This window comes from Streptomyces sp. AK08-02, from assembly GCF_033795085.1.
In the GTDB taxonomy this organism is placed as follows: Bacteria; Actinomycetota; Actinomycetes; order Streptomycetales; family Streptomycetaceae; genus Streptomyces; species Streptomyces echiniscabiei.
On the sequence record NZ_JARAZV010000018.1, the window covers coordinates 144523 to 168972 of the forward strand.

25 protein-coding genes are annotated in these 24450 nt (G+C 71.1%); 8 read left to right on the top strand and 17 right to left on the bottom strand.

Translation table 11 applies throughout. From position 1 onward, the window contains the following. Positions 1-97: 97 nt before the first annotated feature. Both PV734_RS34125 and PV734_RS34130 read right to left on the bottom strand, forming a co-directional pair. Positions 98-706 carry a DUF4142 domain-containing protein gene (locus PV734_RS34125; RefSeq protein ID WP_319095871.1) on the bottom strand — a complete coding sequence of 203 codons (609 nt, stop codon included), beginning with the start codon at positions 704-706 and terminating at the stop codon, positions 98-100. 85 nt (positions 707-791) lie between these two features. Continuing rightward, positions 792-1532 carry a peptidyl-tRNA hydrolase gene (locus PV734_RS34130; protein WP_319293414.1) on the bottom strand — a complete coding sequence of 247 codons (741 nt, stop codon included), beginning with the start codon at positions 1530-1532 and terminating at the stop codon, positions 792-794. Positions 1533-1590: 58 nt separating this feature from the next. Between PV734_RS34130 and PV734_RS34135 the strand changes: the two genes are divergently transcribed. Next, entirely contained in the window at positions 1591-2514 is a 924-nt protein-coding gene (locus tag PV734_RS34135) for an ATP-binding cassette domain-containing protein (RefSeq protein WP_319095869.1), read from the top strand. Next, a complete protein-coding gene (locus PV734_RS34140) occupies positions 2511-3182 on the top strand; it encodes an ABC transporter (protein ID WP_319095868.1) in 672 nt (223 codons plus the stop codon). Before PV734_RS34135 ends, PV734_RS34140 begins: the two co-directional genes overlap by 4 nt. On the opposite strand, the gene PV734_RS34145 is transcribed toward PV734_RS34140, so the two are convergent. The 8 genes from PV734_RS34145 to zapE all read right to left on the bottom strand — a co-directional run bounded on the left by PV734_RS34145 (position 3174) and on the right by zapE (position 11188). Continuing rightward, positions 3174-3329, bottom strand: a complete 156-nt coding sequence (locus PV734_RS34145) for a hypothetical protein (protein ID WP_319095867.1) — start codon at positions 3327-3329, stop codon at positions 3174-3176. The two genes, PV734_RS34140 and PV734_RS34145, sit on opposite strands and share 9 nt — an antisense overlap. Positions 3330-3360: 31 nt before the next feature. After that, on the bottom strand, positions 3361-4806 hold the full coding sequence (locus tag PV734_RS34150; protein ID WP_319095866.1) for a serine/threonine-protein kinase: 1446 nt from the start codon (positions 4804-4806) through the stop codon (positions 3361-3363). 50 nt (positions 4807-4856) lie between these two features. Continuing rightward, a complete protein-coding gene (locus PV734_RS34155) occupies positions 4857-6293 on the bottom strand; it encodes an alkaline phosphatase PhoX (RefSeq protein WP_319095864.1) in 1437 nt (478 codons plus the stop codon). Positions 6294-6383: 90 nt separating this feature from the next. Next, the gene (locus tag PV734_RS34160) at positions 6384-7175 is read right to left on the bottom strand and encodes a slipin family protein (protein WP_319095863.1); all 792 of its coding nucleotides are present in this window, start codon (positions 7173-7175) and stop codon (positions 6384-6386) included. A gap of 122 nt (positions 7176-7297) precedes the next feature. After that, positions 7298-8776 carry a SulP family inorganic anion transporter gene (locus tag PV734_RS34165; RefSeq protein WP_319095862.1) on the bottom strand — a complete coding sequence of 493 codons (1479 nt, stop codon included), beginning with the start codon at positions 8774-8776 and terminating at the stop codon, positions 7298-7300. An 8-nt stretch (positions 8777-8784) separates the two neighbouring features. Then, positions 8785-9375, bottom strand: coding sequence for a carbonic anhydrase (locus PV734_RS34170; RefSeq protein ID WP_319095861.1), 591 nt, complete (start codon positions 9373-9375; stop codon positions 8785-8787). Positions 9376-9464: 89 nt separating this feature from the next. Beyond that, positions 9465-9863, bottom strand: a complete 399-nt coding sequence (locus PV734_RS34175) for a hypothetical protein (protein ID WP_319095860.1) — start codon at positions 9861-9863, stop codon at positions 9465-9467. Between the two features lie 218 nt (positions 9864-10081). Continuing rightward, the gene (gene zapE / locus PV734_RS34180) at positions 10082-11188 is read right to left on the bottom strand and encodes a cell division protein ZapE (protein ID WP_319095859.1); all 1107 of its coding nucleotides are present in this window, start codon (positions 11186-11188) and stop codon (positions 10082-10084) included. Positions 11189-11423: 235 nt separating this feature from the next. Between zapE and PV734_RS34185 the strand changes: the two genes are divergently transcribed. The 4 genes from PV734_RS34185 (at position 11424) to msrB (ending at position 14846) form a co-directional block, all read left to right on the top strand. Next, positions 11424-12260, top strand: coding sequence for a pyrimidine reductase family protein (locus PV734_RS34185; RefSeq protein WP_319095858.1), 837 nt, complete (start codon positions 11424-11426; stop codon positions 12258-12260). A 156-nt stretch (positions 12261-12416) separates the two neighbouring features. After that, complete coding sequence (locus PV734_RS34190; RefSeq protein WP_319095857.1) at positions 12417-12890, top strand: indole-3-glycerol phosphate synthase; 474 nt, start codon at positions 12417-12419, stop codon at positions 12888-12890. Positions 12891-12980: 90 nt separating this feature from the next. Next, positions 12981-14369, top strand: a complete 1389-nt coding sequence (murC, locus tag PV734_RS34195; protein WP_319293415.1) for a UDP-N-acetylmuramate--L-alanine ligase — start codon at positions 12981-12983, stop codon at positions 14367-14369. A gap of 69 nt (positions 14370-14438) precedes the next feature. Beyond that, the gene (gene msrB / locus PV734_RS34200; RefSeq protein WP_319095855.1) at positions 14439-14846 is read left to right on the top strand and encodes a peptide-methionine (R)-S-oxide reductase MsrB; all 408 of its coding nucleotides are present in this window, start codon (positions 14439-14441) and stop codon (positions 14844-14846) included. An 88-nt stretch (positions 14847-14934) separates the two neighbouring features. Here msrB and PV734_RS34205 read toward each other — a convergent pair whose 3' ends face one another. The 7 genes from PV734_RS34205 to PV734_RS34235 form a co-directional block, all read right to left on the bottom strand. After that, the gene (locus PV734_RS34205; protein ID WP_319293416.1) at positions 14935-15339 is read right to left on the bottom strand and encodes a hypothetical protein; all 405 of its coding nucleotides are present in this window, start codon (positions 15337-15339) and stop codon (positions 14935-14937) included. Positions 15340-15417: 78 nt separating this feature from the next. Next, positions 15418-15831: a hypothetical protein gene (locus tag PV734_RS34210; protein WP_319095853.1), complete on the bottom strand. Its 414-nt coding sequence runs from the start codon at positions 15829-15831 to the stop codon at positions 15418-15420. 223 nt (positions 15832-16054) lie between these two features. After that, positions 16055-18199, bottom strand: coding sequence for a beta-galactosidase (locus PV734_RS34215; protein ID WP_319095852.1), 2145 nt, complete (start codon positions 18197-18199; stop codon positions 16055-16057). 58 nt (positions 18200-18257) lie between these two features. Further along, entirely contained in the window at positions 18258-19196 is a 939-nt protein-coding gene (locus tag PV734_RS34220; protein ID WP_415924310.1) for a carbohydrate ABC transporter permease, read from the bottom strand. Then, entirely contained in the window at positions 19193-20074 is an 882-nt protein-coding gene (locus PV734_RS34225) for a sugar ABC transporter permease (RefSeq protein WP_319095851.1), read from the bottom strand. Before PV734_RS34225 ends, PV734_RS34220 begins: the two co-directional genes overlap by 4 nt. A 1-nt stretch (position 20075) precedes the next feature. Beyond that, on the bottom strand, positions 20076-21464 hold the full coding sequence (locus PV734_RS34230; protein ID WP_319095850.1) for an ABC transporter substrate-binding protein: 1389 nt from the start codon (positions 21462-21464) through the stop codon (positions 20076-20078). Positions 21465-21569: 105 nt separating this feature from the next. Continuing rightward, on the bottom strand, positions 21570-22613 hold the full coding sequence (locus PV734_RS34235; RefSeq protein ID WP_319095849.1) for a LacI family DNA-binding transcriptional regulator: 1044 nt from the start codon (positions 22611-22613) through the stop codon (positions 21570-21572). Between the two features lie 313 nt (positions 22614-22926). Between PV734_RS34235 and PV734_RS34240 the strand changes: the two genes are divergently transcribed. Both PV734_RS34240 and PV734_RS34245 read left to right on the top strand, forming a co-directional pair. After that, positions 22927-24081, top strand: coding sequence for a M20 family metallopeptidase (locus tag PV734_RS34240; RefSeq protein ID WP_319293417.1), 1155 nt, complete (start codon positions 22927-22929; stop codon positions 24079-24081). 55 nt (positions 24082-24136) lie between these two features. Then, positions 24137-24361, top strand: a complete 225-nt coding sequence (locus tag PV734_RS34245; RefSeq protein ID WP_319293418.1) for a hypothetical protein — start codon at positions 24137-24139, stop codon at positions 24359-24361. Positions 24362-24450 lie beyond the last annotated feature (89 nt).

Here is a 24450-nt window from a genome sequence, read left to right on the forward strand (position 1 = left end):
ACTGGTCGTTGGGGACTGATACGTGGCTGGTGGGGGACGTACGTGAGAAGCGGTCAGGACACCGAACGGGCCTGGGTCGCCGTCACGTGTACACGAGTCAGATCGTGCCGTTGGCGATGGCGTCGAAGTCGACCGCTCCGGTCTTCTCCAGCATCGTGATGTGGTCGAGCACGGTCTGGTTGGTGTCCGTCGCCAGTTGACGCACCAGCGAGTTCTGGGTCTGGTTCCGGATCGTCGCGATGTCCGGGAAGATCGTGCCGTGTGCCTTCCGCAGGAGGCTCGCCCAGACCCGGTCGAACTCCTTGCCCTGGGCGGCGTCCATCTGGGCCAGGAAGCCCTGCTGCGCCTCGTTCGGCTGGTTGGGCAGCTCGACATTGAGCTGGGCGGCGACCTTCCGCACCCGCTCGTCCAGGTCGCTGTGGCCCACCAGCAGGTGGTCTGCCGCCGCCTTGACAGAGGCGCTGCTGGACTTGTCCATCGCCTTCTCTCCGGCGGGCGCTTCCCACAGTCCGGCCAGCCGGACGCGCACGATCAGGTTGCGGTCCGAGGCGGTCAGCGGCCCCCACTGGGTGTTCACCGTGCCGGCGGCCGTGTTCGCCACTCCGGTGCCGGAACGGTCGGCGTAGGACCACACCGGAAACGAGAGCGCGGCGATCGTCGTGGTCAGGGCCGCGATGACGAGGGCCGAGTGGTTGAAGCGCGGCAAGGGAGCCTCCCGGAGAAACCAACTGGTCGTTGGGCAGGTGTTACGTGGCCAGCGACTGAAGGTACGGGCGGCGACCCGGGGATGTTCAACGAAGATGTTTGAACCCTGTGCGACCCAGGGGGCGGTGGTCCGCGACCACCGTCGCCGAGCCGGGCGCGATCTCCGTGAAACCGGCATCACGGACCAATGGGAGGTCGCCGGAGGTCAGTTCGCGCCACCGGTCCGGCTCCGCCGTGCGGACGGCGAGTGGGAAACCGGCGTCGCGCCAGGCCACGCGGGCCTCGTCCGACAGTTCCCACCAGGCCAGTTGGGCGCCGTGTCCTGTCTGGGCCATCGCCTTGCCCGCCGACATGTCCAGCTCCGGGTTCAGCCAGAGGACGGGTACGGCCGGGTCCGGGGGGAGCGGCGGCTCCGGATCGTCCAGGTCGGTGCCGGAGACCTGGAGCCGGGCCAGATCCTTGGGCCAGCCGTCCAGCGGCACGGGCGGGAAGACCCGTACCTCGGCCGACTTGCCGGTGACCGTGATACCGGGCAGCGCCTCGGCCCGCCGCCACTCGGCCCCGCGCGCCCGCCGCACGACCTTGCGGATCCGGGCGTCCTGCCAGTCCAGCATGGCCTGCGCCCACTCCCCGTCCCCGGCCGACCGCTCGTCGCCGAGGATCACGAGAACGGCTCGCGCGGCGGTCTCCAGCGCGTCCGTACGAGCGGGCGGCGAGGCCTTCTCGATCCGGGCGACGAGGGGGAGAACGAACTGCGGGGCCTCGTCGCGAGGTGAGCGCTCGGAGCGAAAAGGGCTGTCGCCGGGAACGGCCGGGTCATTGGTCACGTCCTTCAGTCTGCCAGGCGGAAGATCGGCTCTTCCGGGGGAGAGGAACGGGGACCGCATGCGACACACGCTTCGGCTGGACGGTGTGGGCCGCCGCTACGGCATCCGCGGCCCCTGGGTCCTGCGCGGTGTGGACCTGGACCTGGCCCCCGGCACCCTCACCCGCGTCGACGGCGCCAACGGCACCGGCAAGTCCACCCTCCTGCGCGTGCTCGCCGGCATCGACGCCCCCACCGAGGGCAGGATCACAGGCCGCCCCCGCACCGCCTACGTCCCCGAACGGTTCCCCTCGGCGCTCCCCTTCACGGCGCACGGCTACCTCACGCATCTCGGCGCCGTGCACGGACTCTCCCGTACGGCCGCCGCCGGTGCCGCCGACGAGTGGCTGGAGCGGCTCGGCGCCGACGCGTACGCCCGCACGCCCATGGCGCAGCTGTCGAAGGGCAGCAGCCAGAAGGTCGCCGTCGCGCAGGCCCTCCTCGCCGACCCGGACCTGCTCGTCCTCGACGAGGCCTGGACGGGCCTCGACGCCGCAGCCCGGGGCGAGTTGGAGCGGGTCGTCGCCGAACGCACCGCCTCCGGCGCCTCGGTGGTGTTCGTCGACCACGACCCGGGCCGCCTCGCGGGGGCGCCCGACGCGACGTACACCGTGATCGACGGCGGCCTCGAACTCCGTACGGCACAAGCCGGTTCGACGGATCACCCCGGCCCGCACCTGGTCGTCGAGGCGCAAGGACCGCCGGGCGCACAGCCCCCCGCCGAGGCCCTGCGCTGGGCGACGTCGAGCGCGGAGACGGGTGCGGCCGGCCACCACCGGATCGGCGTCCCCGGGACCCACTCGGACATCGTCCTGCGCGCCCTGCTCACGGCCCGCCCGCCCTGGCACGTGGTGAGCGTCGAACCGGAGACCGCCGACAGGACCACAACACCCGCCGGCACCGACGGACCGGCACCGCTCGCCACCGACGAGAGCCGCCGATGACCGCCCTGCTGCGTTACCAAGCGGCCCTGCTCGTGCGCTCGCAGCGCTGGCTGCCGCCGTTCATCCTGTACGCGGTGTTCCTGGCCGTCGGGGTGCAGGGCGGGCAGCCGGTGCTGGACTCGCTCGGCTATGCCGCGGCGGCCGTCCTGCCGGTGGCCGCCTGGCTGGTGCGGATCTGCGCGGCCAACGAGCCGCCCGCCGCACGGGCCGCCGTGGCCGCGGCAGCAGGCCCGGCACGGGCACACCTCGCCTGTCTCCTGGTGGCGCTGGCCGCCTCGGCGGCGCTCGGCACGGCCGCGACCCTTGTGGTGACCCTGATCAGCGACCATACGAGCGTCGACCACCAGGTCAGGGTGGATCCCCTCACGGCCGGTGGAGCCGGGCTGCTCGCCGCCCTGGCGTGCGCCCTGCTCGGCACGGCCGTCGGCGCGCTCACGACCTGGCCGCTGCTTCGCTCGCCGGGTCGGGCGGTGCCGGCGATGATGCTCGGCGCGCTGCTGGCGATGGTGGTGACCGGCTCCCCGGCCAAGGCGGCGATCACCTCACTGGTGACCGGCTCGCGCTCGGGCACGGTCCCCGTCCCCCTGCTGCCGCCGGCCGGCGCGGCGCTGCTCGCGGTGACGGCGACGGCAGTGGCCTGCGTGCTCACCTCACGCCGCTCACCCTGAGCAGGCCGACCGCTGCGCCTCCTGCCATTCGCACACCGGGCAGAGCGTGATGCCCTTCCGCGCCCTCGGGTACTCGGTCGGCTCCCGGCACAGCACACACTCCGCGTACGGCGGCCCGCCGGGGTCGCTCTCGTGTTCGTCGGCCATGGCACCAGCGTAAGCGGGGCGTGCGGGCCTTCTAGTCGCGTGTGCAGCGCCCCGTGGGCCGGTCGGCGGGCGGGCGGCACAGGTCGGCGAAGTCGGTGGCGCTGGTGCTCAGGTAACGGCCCACGCAGGCGTCCGCCGTCGTCAGGCCGCGTTCGTCGCAGAAGGACAGCGCGGCCCTGCCGTCGGTGAACGGGCCGGGGGCGTAGATCACCCAGTAACCCGGCCGCAGGGAGGCGTACGCGTCGCTGCGCACGTACACCGCCTCCGGCACCGACTTCCTGACCCTGGCGAGCTGGGCGTCCCGGGCGCCGGTCCCGGAGTCGACCGGCTCGGAGTGGAGCTGGGCGATCCAGCGCTCGGACACGGTGCGCCCGGTGGCCGAGGCGGAGGGCGAGGGTTTCGGACCGGACGCCCCGTCCGAGCCGTTCTCGTCGAGGAGACGCGGGGCGAGAAAGGCAGCGGCGGCGGCGACGGCGACCGCGAGCACGGCGGACACGGCGATCCGCTTACGGCGGCGCGGCGACAGCCCGAGGCCCCGGCCGTCCTCGCGCCGGCCCGCGTCGGTCGCCATGGTCGCGGAGTACTGAGCGGTCCCACCGGATTCCGGTACGTGCCCCGAAGGCACAGGCGAGGGCGCCGTCGGCGTCCGCTGAAGGGACCTCGGGGTTCCGCCCGCCGCCACCCGCCCCAGCATCTCCGCCAGCCGGCCCGCGTCGGGACGTGCCGCCGGGTCCCGGTCGAGCAGCGCTTCGAGTACGGGGGCCAGCGCACCGGCGCGGGACGGCGGCGGGACCTCGGACTCCAGGACGGCGGCCAGGGTCGTGAGCGAGGTCTCGCGGCGCAGTGGGCTCACGCCCTCCACGCACACGTACAGCACGATTCCCAGGGACCACAGGTCGGCGGCCGGGTCGTCCGAGGGGCCACGGATGCGTTCCGGGGCGATGTACTCGGGGGAGCCGATGAGCTCGCCGGTCATCGTCAGGGCCGTCGCGCCCTGGAGTGCGGCGATCCCGAAGTCGGTGAGGACCGCGCTCCCGTCCTCGCGCAGGAGGATGTTCGCCGGTTTCACGTCCCGGTGCTGGACGCCCGCCGCGTGCGCGGCGCGCAGCGCCTCCAGCACCTGGCCGCCGATCCGCGCCGCCTCCACCGGCGTCAGCGGGCCCGCTTCCAGGCGCCTGTCGAGCGAGACGCCGGGCACCAGCTCCATGACGATCCAGGGCTGCGGGTCCGCGTCGATGATCTGGTGGACCGTGACGACCTGCGGGTGGCTGAGCCGGGCGAGCGCCCGAGCCTCGCGCATCACCCGCTCCCGCACGATGTCGGACGTCGCCGGGTCGTGCATGACCCGTACCGCCTTCAGCGCGACCTCGCGGTGCAGCACAGCGTCGCGGGCCCGCCACACCGTGCCCATTCCGCCACTGCCGAGCCGCTCCAGCAGCTCGAACCTGCCGTCGACCACGTCCCCCGGTACGTTCATGGCGGACAGGTTAATGGCCTGCCCGCCATGTCCCGTTCAGGGGGCACCCGCTATCGCTTCCAGGGACCCCGCACCGCGAAGGTCGTCCCCGGCGTGTAGCAGTTGACGTACATCGTCCCGCCGTCGGGAGAGAAGGTGACGCCCGCGAACTCGCCCCACTCGGGGGCGCTTTCGGTGCCGATGTTCTGGGCGCCGCGGGCCATCGCGTACACCTCGCCCCCGCGCGTCACGCCGTACACGTGCTGGGCGCCGTCCCCGTCCTCGCAGACCATCAGGCCGCCGCTCGGGGCGAGACAGATGTTGTCCGGTGACTCGCCGGGCAGCTGGACGTCCGTGTCCGGGCCGAAGACGATGACCAGGGTGAGGCGGCGCGCGGCCGGGTCGTAGCGCCAGATCTGGCCGAAGTGGGTCGCCGCCGAGCCGTCGCTCGCGTGGGCGAACGACGACACGAAGTACACGCACCGGCCGCCCCAGTAGCAGCCCTCCAGCTTCTGCGCGTGTGTGATGCCCTTGCGGCCGAAGTCCTGGAGCCGGACGGGGGTCTGGGCGGCCAGCGGGTCCGGTACGTCCACCCACTCGACGCCGTCGAAGCAGGCACCCGGCTCCTGGATCGAGGAGAGGTCGGGTACGCCCGGCACCCGCATCGCCTGGAGCCGGCCGCCCGCGCGCAGTGAACCCACCCCGCCCAGCGGCCTCTTGGGCAGGAAGCGGTAGAAGAGGCCGAAGGGCTTGAGGAAGGCGTCCTCGGTCTCGTAGACGATGCCGCTCTTCGGGTCGACGGCGATCGCCTCGTGCTGGAAGCGGCCCATCGCGGTGAGCGGGACGGCGCCGGTGCGGTGCGGGTCGGCCCCGTCGACCTCGAAGATGAAGCCGTGGTCCTTGGTGTAGCCGTTGGTCCCGGCCTTGTCCTCGGTCTCCTCACAGGTCAGCCAGGTGCCCCAAGGGGTGGGCCCACCCGCGCAGTTGACGGCCGTACCGGCGATGGCGACCCGCTCGTCGAGGACGTCGCCGTCCCGGTCGAGGGTGAGGGACGTACAGCCGCCCTTGCCCATCGGGTCGTAGGTGAGGCCCTTGACGGTCGGGACCGGAGTTCTGGCGGTGACGCGGTTCTCGTGGTTGCGGACCAGGTGGACCCGGCCGTGGCGGCCCGCGAAGGCGGCCATTCCGTCGTGGTTGGAGGGAACGGGGCCCTCACCGGAGCGCAGGGGGTCGCCCTCGCGGGACAGGACCCGATAGCGGAAACCTTTCGGCAGGTCGAGCAGGCGCTTCGGGTCGGGGATCAGGGGGCCGTAGCCGGAGTGGCCCAGTTCCTGGGCGGCGGCCGTACCGGCGAAGAGTTCGGAGAGGGCTCCGGTGAAGGCGATACCGACCCCCAGGGCGCCGGTGCGGGCGAGGATCTGGCGCCGGGAGGTGGAGGAGACGTCAACGGCCTTGCTGGGAGCGTCTGTTGAGGGGCCGTCGAGTTCGGGCGTGCCGAATGCGGACATGGGGGCGACCTTCCTGCTGGCGGACAGGACTGTGACCTTGCCGTGTGTATCACGCCGTGCGGGCCTCGGGAACCACGCGCGAAGCGCGCCTCAGCCGGGTGACCCACCTGGCGGGGGCTGCTGGGTCTGCGCCCGTTCGAGGAAGCGGAGCAGTTCCACCGGGAAGGGCAGGACGAGCGTGGAGTTCTTCTCGGCCGCGACCGCCACCACCGTCTGGAGCAGCCGGAGTTGGAGTGCGGCGGGCTGCTCGGACATCACTTCGGCGGCCTCCGCGAGCTTCTTCGAGGCCTGCAGCTCGGCGTCCGCGTTGATGATCCGCGCCCGGCGTTCCCGGTCGGCCTCGGCCTGGCGGGCCATCGAGCGCTTCATGGTGTCCGGCAGGGAGACGTCCTTGATCTCGACCCGGTCGATCTGGACGCCCCAGCCCATGGCCGGGCTGTCGATCATCAGTTCCAGCCCCTGGTTGAGCTGCTCCCGGTTGGACAGCAGATCGTCGAGGTCGCTCTTGCCGATGATGGAGCGCAGCGAGGTCTGCGCCATCTGTGAGACGGCGAACCGGTAGTCCTCCACCTGGACGATCGCGTTCGCCGCGTCGACGACCTTGAAGTAGACGACGGCGTCCACGCGCACGGTCACGTTGTCCCGGGTGATGCCCTCCTGAGCCGGGACCGGCAGGGTGACGATCTGCATGTTGACCTTGTGCAGGCGGTCCACGAACGGGACCACCAACGTGAAGCCGGGCGGCCGCACCTCTCCGGTGAGACGGCCGAGCCGGAACACGACGCCGCGTTCGTACTGCTTGACGACCCGTGCGGCGGCCCCGACGTAGACCAGCCCCGCGCCTGCGGCGGCGGCGCCTGCGGCCAGCAGTTCCTCAAGCATGACGACGACCTCTCGCAGTCGTCCCGTAGGTGCCGACAGGCACCCTCAATAAAAGATATGCCCGGTACGGGGCTCGGGTCGAGCCCCGTACCGGGCAGCCCGGCAGACGAGAGACGCGGAGGCTACGGCACCGGCGTCATCATCCTGACCGGCTCGGTGCCGACCGCGCTGTGCCGCTCCGCCCAGCTCTCCAGGGCCGTACGGCAGGCGTGGTCCAGATGGTGCAGGCCCGACAGGTCCAGCTCTATCGGCCGGTCCTCGGGCAGCGCCTCCAGGCTGTCGAGGATCTTCGGCAACCGCAGGAAGGTCGCGTTGCCCGACAGATACGCCTGGACGGGCCCGGCGCCCTTGTCGATGACCTCCAGCTTGAGGTGCGAGGCCTCCCAGGCGGTCTTGGCCACCGACAGGGCGAGACCGATCAGCACACCCTCGAACATGTTCACGGCCACGATCGACACGGCTGTGACCACCAGGATCAGTGCCTCACCCCGGTGTTCCCGCCAGAGCGAGGCGATCCCGCGCAGCGGTATGAGCTTCCAGCCCGCGTGGACGAGTATGCCCGCCAGCGCGGGCAGCGGGATGAGTGCCAGCGCGCCGGGCAGCAGCGCAGCGAACAGCAGCAGCCACACGCCGTGCATGACCCGGGACGCCTTGGTCCGCGCCCCCGCCTGGACGTTCGCCGAGCTGCGCACGATCACCGCGGTCATCGGCAGCGCGCCCAGCAGCCCGCACACGGTGTTGCCGGCGCCCTGCGCCATCAGTTCCTTGTCGTACTGGGTACGCGGACCGTCGTGCAGCCGGTCCACGGCGGCGGCGCTGAACAGGCTCTCGGCGGAGGCGATCAGGGTGAACGCCACGACCGTGCCGAGCACGCTCAGACTGCCGAGTTCGCCGAAGGCGCCGAGCCCGGGCAGCTGGACGGCGTCCAGCAGGCCCTTCACCTCGACGGTCGCCACCGGCAGGCTGAGGACAAGGGTGACGACGGTCGCCAGGACCACCGCGGCGAGCGCGCCGGGCACCGCCCGCACCTTCCTGGGCAGCCGCTGCCAGAGCACGATCACGGCGATCGTGCCCGCGCCCACCGCGAGCGAGGCCAGCGCGCCGGAGCTCCCCGCCGCCTTCGCGGCGGCCTCGGGCAGCCCGGTGATCTTGTCCAGACCGGCGGCCGGAGCCTTCAGCCCGGCCGCCGCGTACAGCTGCCCGGCGATGATCACGAGGCCGATCCCGGCCAGCATGCCCTCGACGACGGACACCGATATGGCCCGGAACCAACGCCCCAGTTTCAGGGCGCCCATGGCGAGTTGCAGCAGCCCGGCGGCGAGCACGATCACCCCGAGCGCGGGCAGCCCGTGCTCCCGTACGGCCTCGAAGACCAGCACGGTGAGGCCGGCGGCGGGCCCGGACACCTGGAGGCTGCTGCCCGGCAGGAGTCCGGCGACGATGCCGCCCACGATGCCGGTGACCAGCCCGAGTTCGGCCGGCACACCCGAGGCGACGGCGACGCCCACGCACAGCGGCAGGGCGACCAGGAACACGACGAGTGAGGCGGCGAAGTCCTGCCGCAGATGAGGGACCTTGGCTGACACGGTACGTATGTTCATGGCGGCCCTCACAGCGCTTCGAACGCGTCGGTGGCGGCGCGGTGTTCGCGCACGGACCCGGTGTGGACCTCGTAGTACCAGCCGCGCAACCGCAGTCGGCCCTTGGCGAGGCGTTGTTCCACACAGGGGTAGGAGCGCAGTCGCAACAGCTGTGTCAGGACGTGGTTCTGGACGGCCGAGGCGACCGTCGGGTCGTCGGTGTCGGACGGGGCCGTGGCCCCGGGGGCGTCGGCCGCGTGCGCGAGCCAGTCGCGTACGGCGGGTACGGCGGTGAGGTCGTCGCCGCGCACCAGGGCGCCGACGGCGCCGCAGTGCGAGTGACCGCAGACCACGATGTCGCTGACGCCGAGGACCTCCACGGCGTACTCGATGGTGGCCGCCTCGCCGGTGGGGCGGGCAGAGGCGTACGGGGGGACGATGTTGCCCGCGGTGCGCAGCTCGAAGAGCTCACCCGGCCTGGCGCCTGTGATCAGGGCCGGGACGACCCTGGAATCGGAGCAGGTGATGAACAGGACCTGGGGGGACTGGCCTTCGGCGAGCTTCGCGAACTCCTCGGGGCGCTGACCGAAGGTGCGGGCGTTCTCGATGAGGGGCTGCATGTGGTGACTCCTCCTGGCGCGCCTCGAAGGCGCGTCGGACGTACATGACAGTCGGACGTGCTGACAGGGAGTGGGGGGACGTCCGACTGTCAGCAGCGGAACACCTGGAGCGCCGCCGGGGTGTGCGCGGCCGGCGATCTGGGTTCCTGATGGCGGGACGCGACACGTCTGTCCGGACCGGCCGGGGCCGCGGGGTCCACCGAGAGAAGCGGACGTTCGGGCACCTGGGGTCCCGAGTCGACGACACGGTGCCGGTCGCGGGTGCGCAGCGGCAGGCTCGGGTCGTGATGCCGACCGCCGTCACCGCAGGTGACGTACTCGTCGCGCTGGGATGTCACCCTGGGTTTGTTTCTGGGCTCGCTCTTGGCCTCGGCGTGACGAGCTGTGTGCGCGGATGCGAAGGACGCCGAGGGAGCGAAGAACTGGAGTGTCAGCAGGGCGGCGACGAGGAGGGCGATCACGCTCCGGGCCGTGGTACCTCGGAACACATGCCCCCCTTCAGGCGTTCGGCGATCTCTTGCGCACGTCAACGATTGGTCAACCGCGGGTCAAGAAACACGTTAACCCTGCGAAGTTGTTTGCAGGGTTAACTTAACGTTTCAGGCTGAAGAGAGCCTGAAAAGCGGTAGTGGGATGACGTGAACTGATCGTTGACCTGCGGAAGTTCACATGATCCGCGGATCAGGGCCGCGCGCCTCTCGGGGCGTCACGAGGGTTCTACGAGGCCCTTGGCGTCGCGGGCCAGCGCGGTCAGGCGGGAGATCGCGCGGAAGTACTTCTTGCGGTAACCGCCGTTCAGCATCTCCTCGCTGAACAACTGGTCGAAGGGCAGACCGGACGCGAGCACCGGCACCTCGCGGTCGTACAGCCGGTCGGCGAGCACGACGAGCCGCAGCGCCGTCGACTGGTCCGGAACCGGCCGCACCTCGGTGAGGCACACGGCCTTCAGGCCGTCCGTGAGGGCGCCGTACCGGCTGGGGTGCACCCGGGCGAGGTGGGCGAGGAGCTGCGGGAAGTCGTCGAGCGAGGCGCCCTCGGTGGCGTACGCGGCCTTGGTCACCTGCTCCTCGGAGTAGGGCGCCGGGGCCTGGGGCAGCCCCCGGTGGCGGTAGTCCTCGCCGTCGATGCGCAGCGCGCGGAAGTGGGCGGACAGGCCCTGGATCTCGCGCAGGAAGTCGGCCGACGCGAACCGCCCCTCACCGAGCTTGCCCGGCAGGGTGTTCGAGGTGGCGGCGAGCGCCACACCCGCGTCGACGAGCTTGCCGAGCAGGGTCGAGACGAGGACGGTGTCGCCCGGGTCGTCCAGTTCGAACTCGTCGATGCAGAGCAGCCGGTGACCGGACAGGGTCTGGACGGTCTTCTGGAAGCCGAGGGCGCCGACCAGGTTCGTCAGCTCCACGAAGGTGCCGAAGGCCTTGAGCGCGGGCTCCGCCGGGGTGGCGTGCCAGAGGGAGGCGAGGAGGTGGGTCTTGCCGACGCCGTAGCCGCCGTCGAGGTAGACGCCCCGGGGGCCGGCCGGCACCTTGGCGGGCCTGACCTTCCCGAACCCGAAGAACCCCCGCCTGCCGCCTCCCACGGCGTGCGCCCCGCCGAGCCCGCCCGCGAAGCCGTCGAGGACCCGCACGGCCTCGGTCTGGCTCGGCTGGTTCGGGTCCGGGTCGTACGTCCCGAAGCGCACCGAGTCGAACCGGGGCGGCGGCACCATCTCGGCGACGAGCCGGTCCGCGGGGACATGCGGCTCACGGACGCACAGGGACAGCGGGACCGCGTCGGCTATCGGACCGAAACCGGAGGCGGCGGGGGTGGTATGCACGGTTCACCATGCTAAAGCCTGCCCGGGGGACCCGGTGGGCCCGGATCCGCGGGGCGCCGCCGTGCGCGCGGGTGGAGTGTGCCGCGTACGGCCGTGAGGTGGCGGAGGGCCGGGCCGCGGAACACCGACCTGCGACGGCAACGCCGCAGTTGGGCGTGGTGCGCCCCGTGGCCCCCGCTCGCTCACCGGCCCGGCCCGCCGGACAGGCACCGGGCCCCGTGCCAGACTGCCTGGCATGCGACGCCTGTTCCCTGTGACCGAAGAGACAGTGGCCGACGCCTCCGGAGGGGCCGCGCGGGCCGGTGGTACCGGTGATCCGCCCGGCGGCGGCAGGGCGGTCGACCGGGAGTGGAGCCTGGACGAGCTGGCCGCCGCGTACGCCTACCCCGAGCGGACGAACGAGCGCCGGGAAGCCTGGCTGCGCGCCAACATGGTGTCCACGCTCGACGGTGCCGCCCAGCACGACGGCCGGTCCCAGCCCATCTCCTCCGCCTGTGACATGCGGATCTTCGGCACCCTGCGGGCACTGGCGGACGTGGTCCTGGTCGGTGCGGAAACGGTACGCCAGGAGGGGTACCGCCCGGCACGCGCGCGTGCGGAGTTCGCCGCGGCCCGCGAGGCGGCCGGACAGGCGCAGGCCGCGGCGATCGCGATCGTCAGCGCGAGCCTGGAGCTGGACTACGCGCTCCCGCTGTTCACCTCGCCCCTGGTGCCCACCCTGATCCTCACGGGCGCGGCCGCCGCCCCCGACCGCGTCGCGGCCGCGGAGAAGGCGGGCGCCCGGGTGGTAGTCGCCGGTGACGGCATGGGCGTCGACCCGGCGCGTGCCGTGCGGGCCCTCGCCGACCTCGGGCACACCCGGCTGCTGGCCGAGGGCGGGCCACGGCTGCTGGGGCAGTTGGTGGCGGCCGAGGTGCTCGACGAGCTGTGCCTGACGATCTCCCCGATGCTCACCGTGGGGGACGCCCAGCGGATCTCGGGCGGGCCCGCGGTGCCGGTGCCCCGCCGCTTCGAACTGGTGTCCTTGCTGGAGGAGTCCGGCTTCCTGTTCAGCCGCTATCAACGCTCCTGACGCGCCGGGGCACGCTCGCCCCGACACGATGCGGAATCTGTCGTTCCGTTTGTCTTTCGCTGGGCACACTAAATTTCGCAGTCCCCGTGCGATCACGGGGCAGGATGGTTTCAGCAGGGGCCTACGAACGGCCCAAGGACGAGAAGGGCGCCTGTCGTGTTCACAAGCGTACTGATGATCGAAAAGGCCCTGACGTCCGCCGACGTGGAGTTCGTCACCACCTTGCACGGCGATGAGGACGTGGCCTTCCACGTGCTGCTCCAGCCCCGGGGCGACCAGGCCGACCGACTGCTGCGGGCCATCGACGACATCGCGCTGGGCGAGCTCGACGAGGCGGCGCACGAGCGGGAGACCCCCGAGGGCAAGGACGCGGCGGCGATGGGGGAGCAGGCGCTGGAGGTGTCGCTGGCGGCGCTGCGAGCGGCCGGCCACGAGGCGGAGGGGCGGATCGTCGAGGACCATCCGCTCGACGCGTTGCGGGCTCTGGTCGACGAGATCGAGGCGGACGAGGTCATCGTGCTGACCGATCCCCACTACGTGGAGGAGTTCTTCCACCGGGACTGGGCCTCCCGGGCCCGGCACAAGGTGGGGGTGCCTGTGCTGAAGCTGTTCTCGCACAGCAAGGTGTGACCCTCGGGGAGATGCGGGCGCCCTCATTTCGGAGGCAATAGGCTGGCTCCTCGAACGTTCGCCGTACGTACCACGCACTGGGAGAGACACATGGCACCCGGCCTTCCTGCCGCCATGGACCGACCGCACTTCATCGGCATCGGAGGCGCCGGGATGTCGGGGATCGCGAAGATCCTCGCGCAGCGCGGTGCCGTGGTGGCCGGCAGCGACGCCAGGGAGTCCGAGACCGCGGCGGCGCTGCGGGCGCTGGGCGCGACCGTGCACATCGGGCACGCGGCCGGGCATCTGGCCGTCGACGCCACCTGTGTCGTGGTCTCCTCCGCGATCCGCGCGGACAACCCGGAGCTGGCGCGCGCGGCGGAGCTGGGGATCCCGGTGGTCCACCGTTCGGACGCGCTCGCCCGGCTGATGGACGGTCTGCGGCCGATCGCGGTCGCGGGCACCCACGGCAAGACGACCACGACGTCCATGCTGGCGGTGTCGCTCGGCGAGCTGGGGCTGAACCCGTCGTACGCGATCGGCGGCGACCTGGACGCGCCCGGCTCGAACGCCCTGCACGGCGACGGCGACATCTTCGTGGCCGAGGCGGACGAATCGGACCGCAGCTTCCACAAGTACGCGCCCGAGGTCGCGATCGTCCTCAACGTCGAACTCGACCACCACGCCAACTACGCCTCCATGGACGAGATCTACGAGTCCTTCGAGACGTTCGCGGGCCGGATCGTGCCCGGTGGGACGCTGGTGATCGCCGCCGACCAGGAGGGCGCCCGTGAGCTGACGCGGCGCCTGCCGGACTCCGTGCGGGTGGTGACGTACGGGGAGGCGGCCGACGCGGACGTGCGGGTGCTGTCCGTCGTGGCGCAGGGGCTGAAGAGCGAGGTGACCGTCCTGCTGGGCGGCGAGGAGCTCACCTTCACCGTCTCCGTCCCCGGCCGGCACTACGCGCACAACGCGGTGGCCGCGCTGGCGGCGGGCGTCGCGCTGGGCGTGCCCGCGGGCGAGCTGGCCCCCGCCCTGGCGGCGTACACGGGCGTGAAGAGGCGCCTCCAGCTGAAGGGCGAGGCGGCGGGCGTCCAGGTCGTCGACTCGTACGCGCACCACCCGACCGAGATGACGGCGGACCTGGAGGCGATGCGGGCCGCGGTCGGCGACGCGCGCATCCTGGTGGTCTTCCAGCCGCACCTCTTCTCCCGTACCCAGGAGCTGGGCAAGGAGATGGGGCAGGCGCTGGCGCTCGCGGACGCGTCGGTCGTCCTCGACATCTACCCGGCCCGTGAGGACCCGGTCCCCGGTGTGACGAGCGCGCTGATCATCGACGCCGCGCGGGCCGCGGGCGCCGACGTGACGGCCGTGTCCGACAAGGCCGAGGTGCCCGAGACGATCGCGGGAATGGCGAAGCCCGGTGATCTCGTTCTCACCATGGGCGCGGGTGATGTGACGGACCTGGGCCCGCGGATCCTGGACCGCCTGGAGCGGTGACGTCCACGGTTCCGCAGTGACTCTCGCGGTGACATTCGCGGTGACTTTCGCAGTAAGGGGCTGAGCTTCATGTCGTACGACGTCGAAAAGCCGGACGAGCAGTGGCGCGCGGAGCTGACGCCGGCCGAGTACGCGGTCCTGCGTCAGGCCGGCACGGAGCCCGCCTTCGTGGGTGAGTACACGGACACCAAGACGACGGGCGTCTACTCCTGTCGGGCCTGCGGGGCCGAACTGTTCACCTCGGACACGAAGTTCGAGTCGCACTGCGGCTGGCCGAGCTTCTTCGACCCGAAGGACACCGACGCGGTCGAACTGCTGTCGGACCGGACTCACGGCATGGTGCGGACCGAGGTGCGGTGCGCTCGGTGCGGATCGCATCTCGGACACGTGTTCGAGGGTGAGGGGTATCCGACCCCGACCGATCAGCGGTACTGCATCAACAGCATCTCCTTGCGGCTGGCGCCCCAAGAGAGCTGAGTGCCGGGAAGCGAGAAGCGTCTGGGGCCCTGCCGCCGTACGGCGGCAGGGCCCCAGACGCGTTTCCCGCGACCTTCCCACGACCTTCCTATGACGTGCAGACGTCCTTCAGCCGGTCGGCGGCCGCGTCGATCCTGCTGGAGTCCGGGGTCGTGTCGCCGTTCAGGATCGACTTGTTGTAGTCGTCTATCGCCTTGTCCAGATCGTCGGCCGCCTTGTCGACCTCGCTGTCGTCCGTCTCCTTGTTGATCTTGTCCAGGTTCTTGTCGATGGTGTCGATGGACTCGTCGGTCTTCGACGGATCCTTCACCGCGTCCCAGCCGGCCTCGTGGATCGCCTTGACGCTGTCCGAGATCGTGTCGGCGTTGCCGAGGCAGTCCAGGGAGTTGTCGAGGTCCTCGCAGCCGGTCAGCAGTCCGGCGGTCAGGGTGACGGCGGCGACGGCGACGGCGACAGCGGTGCCGCGACGGCCATGGCGGCGGTTCGAAAACATGGTCAAGGGGTCCCTTCACTTATGGGTTCACTTATGGGTTCGCTTATGGGCCGACCAGGACTTCGGTGCTCGGGCGGGTCAGGCCCAGGACCGCTGCTCCACCGGCGCGGGGGCCGTCCGTGTCTTCCGGGGCTTCCGGCCCGAGACCAGCCCGCCCGCCGCGCCCAGCGAGACCAGGCCCATTCCGGCGGCGGTGGCGATCCCCTTCACGCCGTCCATGGCGAAGTAGCTGAACGCGGCCACGCCGCCGTTGAAGAGGAACAGGAACCAGAGTGTGGACGGCTTCGACAGGAACGCCTTGATCTTCGGCTTCCTGGCGATCCGTGAGCCCGCCAGCAGTGAGACGGCGATACCGGCGTAGGTGGCGACGCTCTTCGCCGTGCCGTCGAGGACGGTGCCGGACGCGGTGCTCGCGGCGAGGCCGCCCGCGAAGGACGACCACAGCAGGAGATTGGTGAGGAACGACTTCATGGCGGCGAGCAGCGACTTCACGGACTTTCCTTCGGCAGGTACGAGTGGGGCCGGTCTCTGCCGACAACGATCCCCGCGCGCGCTCGCCGCCACGAGGGACCGTTCTCCCGGATGCGTGGTGTAGCCCGCTACACCACGCGCCCGCCGACAGCCCGCCGTTCGTGCCGTGACGACACCGAAGGGCCTGCTGTCGTCGGGTGACGACAGCAGGCCCTTCGGTGGTCGGACGGTGCTCGGAGTGCCTTCAGGCCTCCGTGCTGAACACCCGGACGTCCCAGGCGCCGAGCTCCAGCTCGGTGCCCCCGGGGACCGGGCTGTCCTTCAGTACGTCCGTCAGGTCGGCCGGTGCCGTGATCCGCGCCGGCTCCCAGCTCCAGTTGTGGACGATGTGCACCCGCCGCCCGTCCTCGGCCGTACCGGTGGTCGCCGTGACCGAGGCCGGGAGGCCGCCCCAGACACTGCGGGCGGTGGGAGTCAGCCAGGAGGCCAGCTCCCGGGCCAGGTCGCGGCCGGGCACCGTCCCGACGTACGTCACCCGGCCCGCGCCGTGGCGGCGGGTGGTGACCGCAGGCCAGCGGCCGAAGTGCGGGTGGTCGTACGTCACCAGCGGCTCGGCGTCGGTGACGGTGAGACCGTCGACCCAGTGCGACGCCGTCGCGCTGTCCGGCAGCCGGAACGGACCGCCGGGTACGGCACGGACGGGGATCCCGGCGGTCAGGTTGCTGAACTCGTCGTAACTGACGCCCGCCGCGTCCACCAGGCGCCCGGGGGCGAGTTCGTGGCGGGCCCGCGCCTCGTGGTCGGCGTACGCCGTGCGCGGGCCGAGGACCAGGTGGCCGCCGGCGTGGGCGTACGCGGCGAACCAGTCGAGGGTCGTGTCGTCGACGACGTACAGCGCCGGGACGACCAGGACCGGGTGACGGCTCACCGCCTCCTCGGGGGTCAGGCTCTCCCGGTCACCGCTCGGGTCGTGGAGCTGGCGGGCGTGGACGATCCGCACCTGGCGGCCGGCGTCGAAGGCGCCCCGGTAGAACGGGTCGAAGATCCGGTGGTACGCGGTGTCGTCCGGGTCGCCTTCGGCCGTCGCGAGCGGCGGGTACTTCTGCATCAGCCACTTGCTGGGCGTCGAGTAGACCATCGTGATGTCGGCATCCGGTTCGAGCCCGGCGACCAGCGCGCCCGCCGTGTCCAACTCGGCGCCCAGGGTGGCCAGTTCGGCGTAGGTACGCCCGGGCCGGCCGCTGTGCGGAAGGACGCCGCCCCAGTACGTCTCGGCGCCGAAGTGCAGGGTGTGCCAGTGCCAGTACTCGACCATCCTGGCCCCGCGCCCGACCAGCGCCCAGGCGGCCTGGCGCCACTGGCCGTCGAAGGCGGGGCGGTTGTGCCACGGCTCGCCGATGGACGAGGCGTTCGTCTCGGTGACCAGGAACGGGGCCTGCTTGGAGGAGAACATCCAGTCGGCGGTCTGGTAGAGCGACCACACGCCCGTCGTCCTCCAGCGCTGCGCGTGCTCGTCCGGCGTACGGTCGGGGAGCGCGAGGCCGTCCTGCATGTCGTAGTACGGGTTGCCCGACGCGATGTCGAGCCGGTCGGTCAGCTCGTCGTCCTGCACCGCCGGGCGGGTGTACGAGATGCAGGTGGTGACGAACTGGTCCGCCTTCGCGTACTCGCGGACGATGTCGGCCTGCCAGCCGATGAACTCGGTGACCTGCCGGGCCTGGAACTCCCGCCAGGCGACGTCATATTGGGGCTGTACGTTGCCGTCCGGGGTCCACAGGTCGGCCCAGGTGGACAGGCGGTGCGACCAGTAGACGAGGCCCCATTCGCGGTTCAGGGTCTCGATGTCCCCGTACTTCGCCCGGAGATGGTCGACAAAGCGCTCGAACACGCCCCGGTTGTGCAGGAGTTCGTTGCCGGGTTCGTTGTCGACCTGGAAGCCGATGACCGCCGGGTGGTCGGCGTACCGGGCGACGATCTTCCGGATCACCCGCTCGGCGTGGAACCGGAACGCGGGGTGCGTGAAGTCGACCTCCTGCCGGGCGCCCCAGCCGATCCGCTCCCCGGTGGCCCGCTCGCCGGTGATCTCCGGGTACTGGCGGGCCAGCCACGGCGGCACGGCGTACGTCGGTGTGCCGAGGACCACGGCGATACCGCGCTCATGGGCACCGTCGAGCACCGGCTCCAGCCAGTCGAGGTCGAAGCTCCCGTTCTCCGGCTCCCAGGTCGACCAGACCGACTCGCCGACCCGGATCACGGTGAAGCGGGCGTCCGCCATCAGGTCGAGGTCGGTCTTGAGCTGCTGACCGGGACGGTACTCGGGACCGTGGGTGGGCTCGTATTCGTGGTAGTACGCGGCGCCGAAGAGGACGCGGGCGGGCAGGACCGCCATGAAGTCAACCTCCAGTGGGGGAAGGGGAAGTGGGCAACTGGTCTGGCTGGGACGGGAGTTACTGCTTGACACCGCCGGTGGCCAGGCCGCTCTGCCAGTACCGCTGGAGCAGTACGAAGGCCACGACGAGCGGGACCACGGAGATCATCGACCCCGTCACGACCAGCGCGAGCATGTCGCTGCTGGCGCCCGCCCCGCCGTTCTGCGCCTGGGCGGCCCAGGAGGAGAGGCCGACCGTGATCGGGTACAGGTCCGGGTCGTTGAGCATGATCAGCGGGAGGAAGTAGTTGTTCCAGGTCGCCACGAGCGTGAACAGCAGCACTGTCACCAGGCCTGGCGCCAGCAGCCGCAGCACGATCTGGCCGAAGATCCGGAACTCGCCGGCCCCGTCCATCCGGGCGGCCTCCAGGATGCTGTCGGGCACCGCGTCCTGCGCGTACACCCGCATCAGATACAGCCCGAAGGGACTCACCAGCGAGGGCAGGATGATCGCCCACGGCGTGTTCACCAGGCCCACCTTGGCGAACAGCAGGTACGTCGGAATGGCCAGGGCCGTCGCCGGCACCATGACCGCGCCGAGCACGAGGTTGAAGGCGGCGCCGTTCCCGCGGAAGCGGAACTTGGCGAACCCGTACCCCGCCGCGGCCGCCAGGATCGCGGCGCCGACGGCGCTGACACCGGCGTACAGCAGGGTGTTGAGCAGCCAGTGCAGGAAGACGCCGTCGTCCTGGGTGAAGGTGTCGCGGATGTTCGTCAGCAGTTGCGGGGCGTCGGAGAACCACAGACCGAAGCTGTTGATCAGATCACGGGTGCTCTTGGTGGAGGCGATCAGCAGCCAGAGGAGCGGGAGGAGGAAGTAGGCGAGCACCGCCAGCATGGCGATCGTCAGGGGTGTGCTGCGACGGCCGGAGCGCCGCCCGCGCCGCTGCTTCGGGGCTTTGGGCGCCCGGTCCGGCGTACGAACCAGGCCGGTCGCGGGGGGAGTTGTGGTGGTCACGCGGGCCTCCTGCGGTTCGCGGTGAGCAGGAAGGCGTACGAGATGATCACGATCAGCAGGCCTAGGAGGAAGGAGACGGCCGCCGCGTAGTTGATCTGCTGGCTGGTGAAGGCGAGCGTGTAGGCGTACAGGTTGGCGGTGTACGAGCTGTCGATGACGTCCGGGACGATCTTCATCAACAGGTTGGGTTCGTTGAAGAGCTGGAAGCTGCCGATCACCGAGAACAGCAGGGTGAGCGTCAACGCGGGCCGCAGCGCCGGGAGTTTGATGGACCAGGCGATCCGCCAGGCCCCCGCCCCGTCCAGGGCGGCGGCCTCGTACAGGTCCGTCGGAATGGTCCGCAGGGCCGCGTACAGGATGATCATGTTGTAGCCGACGAACTCCCAGGTGACGATGTTCGCCAGGCTGCCGAGCATCCAGCTGTCGGTCAGGAAGTGCGGGGCGGGCAGGCTCAGTTTGTCGCTGAGCTGGGCGAACGGGCCGAAGTCCGGGCCGTAGAGGTAGCCCCACATCAGGGTGGCGACCACGCTCGGGACGGCGTACGGCACGAAGATGCCCAGCCGGATCACCTTGGACAGCCGCAGCAGGCCGCTGTCCAGGGCGAGGGCGAAGAGCAGGGCCAGCAGCAGCATCACCGGGACCTGGATCACGAAGAAGGTCGCCACCCGGATGACGCCGTCGCGCAGTTGCGGGTCCTTGACGGCGGTGAGGTAGTTGTCCAGGCCGACGAACGACGTGCCGCCGACCAACTTCTCCTGGAACAGGCTCAGATAGGCCGCGTAGCCGAGCGGGGCGAGGAAGAGGAGGAGGAACAGGACCATGAAGGGGGCGATGAACAGCGGGCCCGCCGACCGCGTCCGTGCGAGAGGCCTGGCCATGTCAGGGTGCCGCCTTCACGGTGAAGCCCTGGCTCTTGGCGAAGGTGGTGATCCGCGTCTGCCAGCCGGCGAGCGCGGCGACCGTGTCGGTCTTTCTGGCCAGCGAACGGCCGACGGTCTCCGTCCAGTCGGTGGCCACCTGGTCGAGGAACGGCGGCCACTGGAACGCGGGGTCGACCTGGTCGCTGATGCCGGCGAAGACCTCGTTGACCTTCTGGCCGCCGTAGAAGGCGGGGGTGGCGCCGCTGAAACTCGCGTCCGCCAGCAGCGCCTTGGTGGCCGGGAAGAAGAACTGCTTCGTCGCGAACATCTTCGCGCTCTCGGGGTCGCTGTTGAGGAACTTGGCGAACTCGGCCGCCGCTATGGGGTTCTTGGTGGAACGGATCACGGCGGTCGTCGAGCCGCCCCAGTTGCCGGCGCTCGGCTTGGCCGCGTCCCACTGCGGCAGCGGCGCCGCCCGCCACTTGCCCGCGGTGTCCTTGGCCGAGCCGGAGAGGAAGGCCGGGCCCCAGGCGCCGACGATCCAGGTGGCGTACTTGCCCTTGTTGAGCGCGGCGTACCAGGAGTCCGTGAAGTCCGGCTCGACACCGATGACCCCCTCCTGCGCGAGGCCGCCCCAGAACGCGCCGAGCTTCTTGGACACCGCGTCGTCGACGCTGATCGCGATGTCGCTCTTGCCGGAGGTGACGTACGGCTTGCCGCCCGCCTGCCACAGCAGCCCGTGCCACGCGGCGACCTGGTTGGCGGCGAGGTTGGTCAGGTAGACGTCCGGGTCGGCCTTGTGCAGCTTGCGCGCGGCCGCGGCGAACTCGTCCCAGGTCTTGGGGACTTCGATGCCGTGCTTGTCGAAGATGTCCTGCCGGTACAGCATGCCCATCGGGCCGGTGTCCTGCGGGACCGCCCACACCTCGCCGCCGCTGCCGCTGACCTGGCTCCAGGTCCAGTCGACGAACTGCGACTTGAGGGCGGAGGCGCCGTACGGCCGCAGGTCGAGGAGGCTGTCGGTGATCGTGAAGGTCGGGATGGCCTGGTACTCGATCTGGACCATGTCCGGGGCCCCGCTGCCGGCCTTGAGGGCGGTCCGCAGCTTGGTGTACTCCGGGGTGCCCTGGCCGGCGTTGACGGCCTTGATCTTGATCGCCGGGTACTTCTTCTCGAAGAGGGCGATCTCCTGCGCGATCTCCGGGACCCACGTCCAGAACGTCAGCTCGGTCGGGGTCTTCATCGCCTTGTCGATGTCGGCCTGGCTGACCGGCTTCGACGAGGACGATCCGCTGCCGGAGCCGCCCCCGCCGCAGGCGGTCAGGGCCGCGCCGAGCGAGGCGGCGCCGGCCGCGGTGAGGAGGAGGCGACGGCTGATGGCAGAGGGAGAGGCGATGTTTTTGCGCATGGTGAACTCCGGCCGGGGCGAAGGGAGTGGAGAGAGGGAAGGGAAGACGGAGAAGCGGGGAGGGGCCGCAGGTGGGGCTGACCGGCCTTTGTCGGTGCGGTGCGGCTACCGGTGGGGCGGGGGTGCGGTGGAGGACCGTACGACGAGGTCGACCGGTGGGTCGCTCGGCGGCAGGGGATCCGCGTCCGGGTTCTCGATGGCGTGCAGGAGCCGTTTGAGGCCTTCCTGCGCCACGGCGTCGAAGGGCTGGCGCACGGTGGTGAGCGGCGGGCTGATGTAGGCGGCGACCGGGATGTCGTCGAACCCGACCACGCTGACGTCGTCCGGCACGCGCCGGCCGGCCTCCGTCAGGGCCCGGATCAGCCCGATGGCCATGTCGTCGTTGGCGGCGAAGACGGCGGTCACCGTCCGGTCGGCGGCGAGTTGGCGGCCCGCCGCGTATCCGGAGGCGGCCGACCAGTCACCGACGACGACGGGCGGTTCGGGTGCCCCGTGGGCCGCGAGGGCGGCCCGCCAGGCGGTGAGCCGGTCCCTTGCCGCGTACCAGCGCGGCGGTCCCGACAGGTGATGGACCGTCACATGACCCAGATCCAGCAGGTGTTGGGTCGCGGCCCGGGTCAGCAGGTCCGCACCGCCGCCCGAGGTGACCGGGCGGGAGGTGGCGAAGGGGGTCGGTGCGCCGATGACCAGGACCGGCACGTCGACGGAGAGTCCCGCCGCGCTCGTACCCTCGTCGATCGGTTCGGAGACGACGATGCCGTCCACTCCCTGTTCGAGGAGTGAGCCGACGGCGCCGGCGATGCCCGAGGGGTCGCCCTCCATCGTGTTGACGACGCGCAGCGCGTATCCGGTGTCCCGGACGGCGCGCTCGATACCCATGAGCAGCGAGGCGGGCCCGTACAGGGCGGTGCCCAGCGTGACCACGCCGATGGATCTGGTCCGCCCGGAGGCGAGTGCCCGGGCGGCGTTGTTCATCCGGTAGCCGAGGTCCTCGGCGGCCTGGAGAACACGGCGCCGTACGTCCTCGGAGACGTAGGGCTCGCTGTTGAAGACCCTGGACACGGTCTTCTGGGAGACCCCCGCGAGTCGCGCCACGTCGACACTGCGGGGTGTCGACGAGGTCGCGCCCCGTCCTGTCTGTCGTGTCACGGTGACTCCCGGTGGCCGGTGCCCACGGTGGCCGGAGGATGACGGTGGCTGCCGTGGACTGAGGGTAGGACAACGCTCGCCGGATTTCTGACTGCGCTGTCATGACTGCGCAGTCATATCTACGCACTCGGGCTGGGCGCGTCAAGGGTTCGCGCAATCTCCGTGAAACTTTCGGGGTCCGCACGGCGCGCGGCAGCGGTGGTCCGCACCGGCCTCGGGCGTTCATGATCTGCCGGGTTTCTGGGTAGCTACCGGGTTTGCCATGCCGCCTGGCGTGGTCCCGCGTCGTCCCGCACCGTCCGAGGAGCTGCCCGTGTCACCGCGCGACATCGAGTCCCTGGCCCGTACCGCCCTGCCCGAGATGATCGACGACCTGCGGACACTGGTCGAGTGCGAGACCCCCAGCGACGACAGGGAACTGCTGAGCGCCGGGCTCGCCGCCATCGAGGACCGGGCGCTTCGGCGGCTCGGCCCGCCGGACGAGGCCGTGCGCCACGACGCCGGCGAACACGGGGACGTGCTGGAACTTCTCTACCGGGGCACCTCCGAGACCACGGTGCTGCTGCTCGCCCACTACGACACCGTGTGGCCGGCCGGCACCCTCACCGCGTGGCCGTTCACCGTGACCGACGACGGCCGGGTGAGCGCGCCGGGTGCCTTCGACATGAAGTGCGGCCTGGTGCAGGCGATCTGGGCGCTGCGTCTGCTGCGTGAACGCGGTCTGCCGCGTCCCACGGTCCGCCTGCTCCTCAACGGGGACGAGGAGATCGGCAGCCCCTTCTCCCGGCCCCACATCGAGCGGCTCAGCGAGCAGGCGGCGGCCACCCTGGTGTGCGAGCCGGCGGCGGGTCCCGACGGGGACCTGAAGACGGCCCGCAAGGGCGTCGGCCTCTTCGAGGTGGCGGTGGAGGGGGTGGAGGCACACGCCGGCCTCGACCCGTACGGCGGCGCGAGCGCCGTGCACGCCCTCGCCGAACTGGTCACCCGCATAGCGGAGTTGGGCTCACGGGAGCACGGTACGACGGTCAACGTCGGGGTGATCAGCGGCGGTACGGGACGCAACGTCATCGCCGGACACGCCCGCTGCGGTGTCGACGTACGCATCGCCGACCCGGCCGAGGCGGCCCGCGTCGACACCGAACTGGCCGCCCTCACAGCCTCTGATCCCCGGGTACGGGTGTCCGTCTCCGGCGGCTGGAACCGCCCGGCGATGGTACCGACGCCCGCCTCCGAACTCGTCCTCGAACGGGCGCGGTCGGTGGCCGCCGAGCTGGGCCTGCCGATCCGTGGGACGGGCGTGGGCGGGGCGAGCGACGGCAACTTCGTCTCCGCGCTGCGACGCCCGGTGCTGGACGGCCTGGGCCCGGTGGGCGGGGGTGCGCACGCCCGGGACGAACATGTCCTGCTGGCCCACGTGCCCGCCCGTACCGCGCTCCTCGCGGGGCTGCTGATGGCATACGCGGAATAGGCGGGCGCCCACGTACGCTGGAACCACGGTCGGCTCCAGGCGAACGGGGATCGGGATGACGTACGAGGTGAAGGTCGAAGCGAAGACCGGGGCGAAGGCCGAAGCGAGGCTCGAAGCACGGGCCCCGGAGACCGCCGAGGCGGTCCGCCAGGCACGCTTCGGACAGCTGCCGGAGCGGATCCGCGTGGAGGACATGGTGGCGGCGCAGCCGGCGTCCGCGCCGGATCCGGCGAAGGACACGTACAACGCGGACGAGTGGCTGGTCCGGTACTGCCTGTGAACGGTCTGTGAGTGGAATTCAACCGCCTGTGACCTGAGTTGCCGAGGCGGCTCCCGGCAGACGTCGGCGGGCGGGCCCCCGGAGTGATT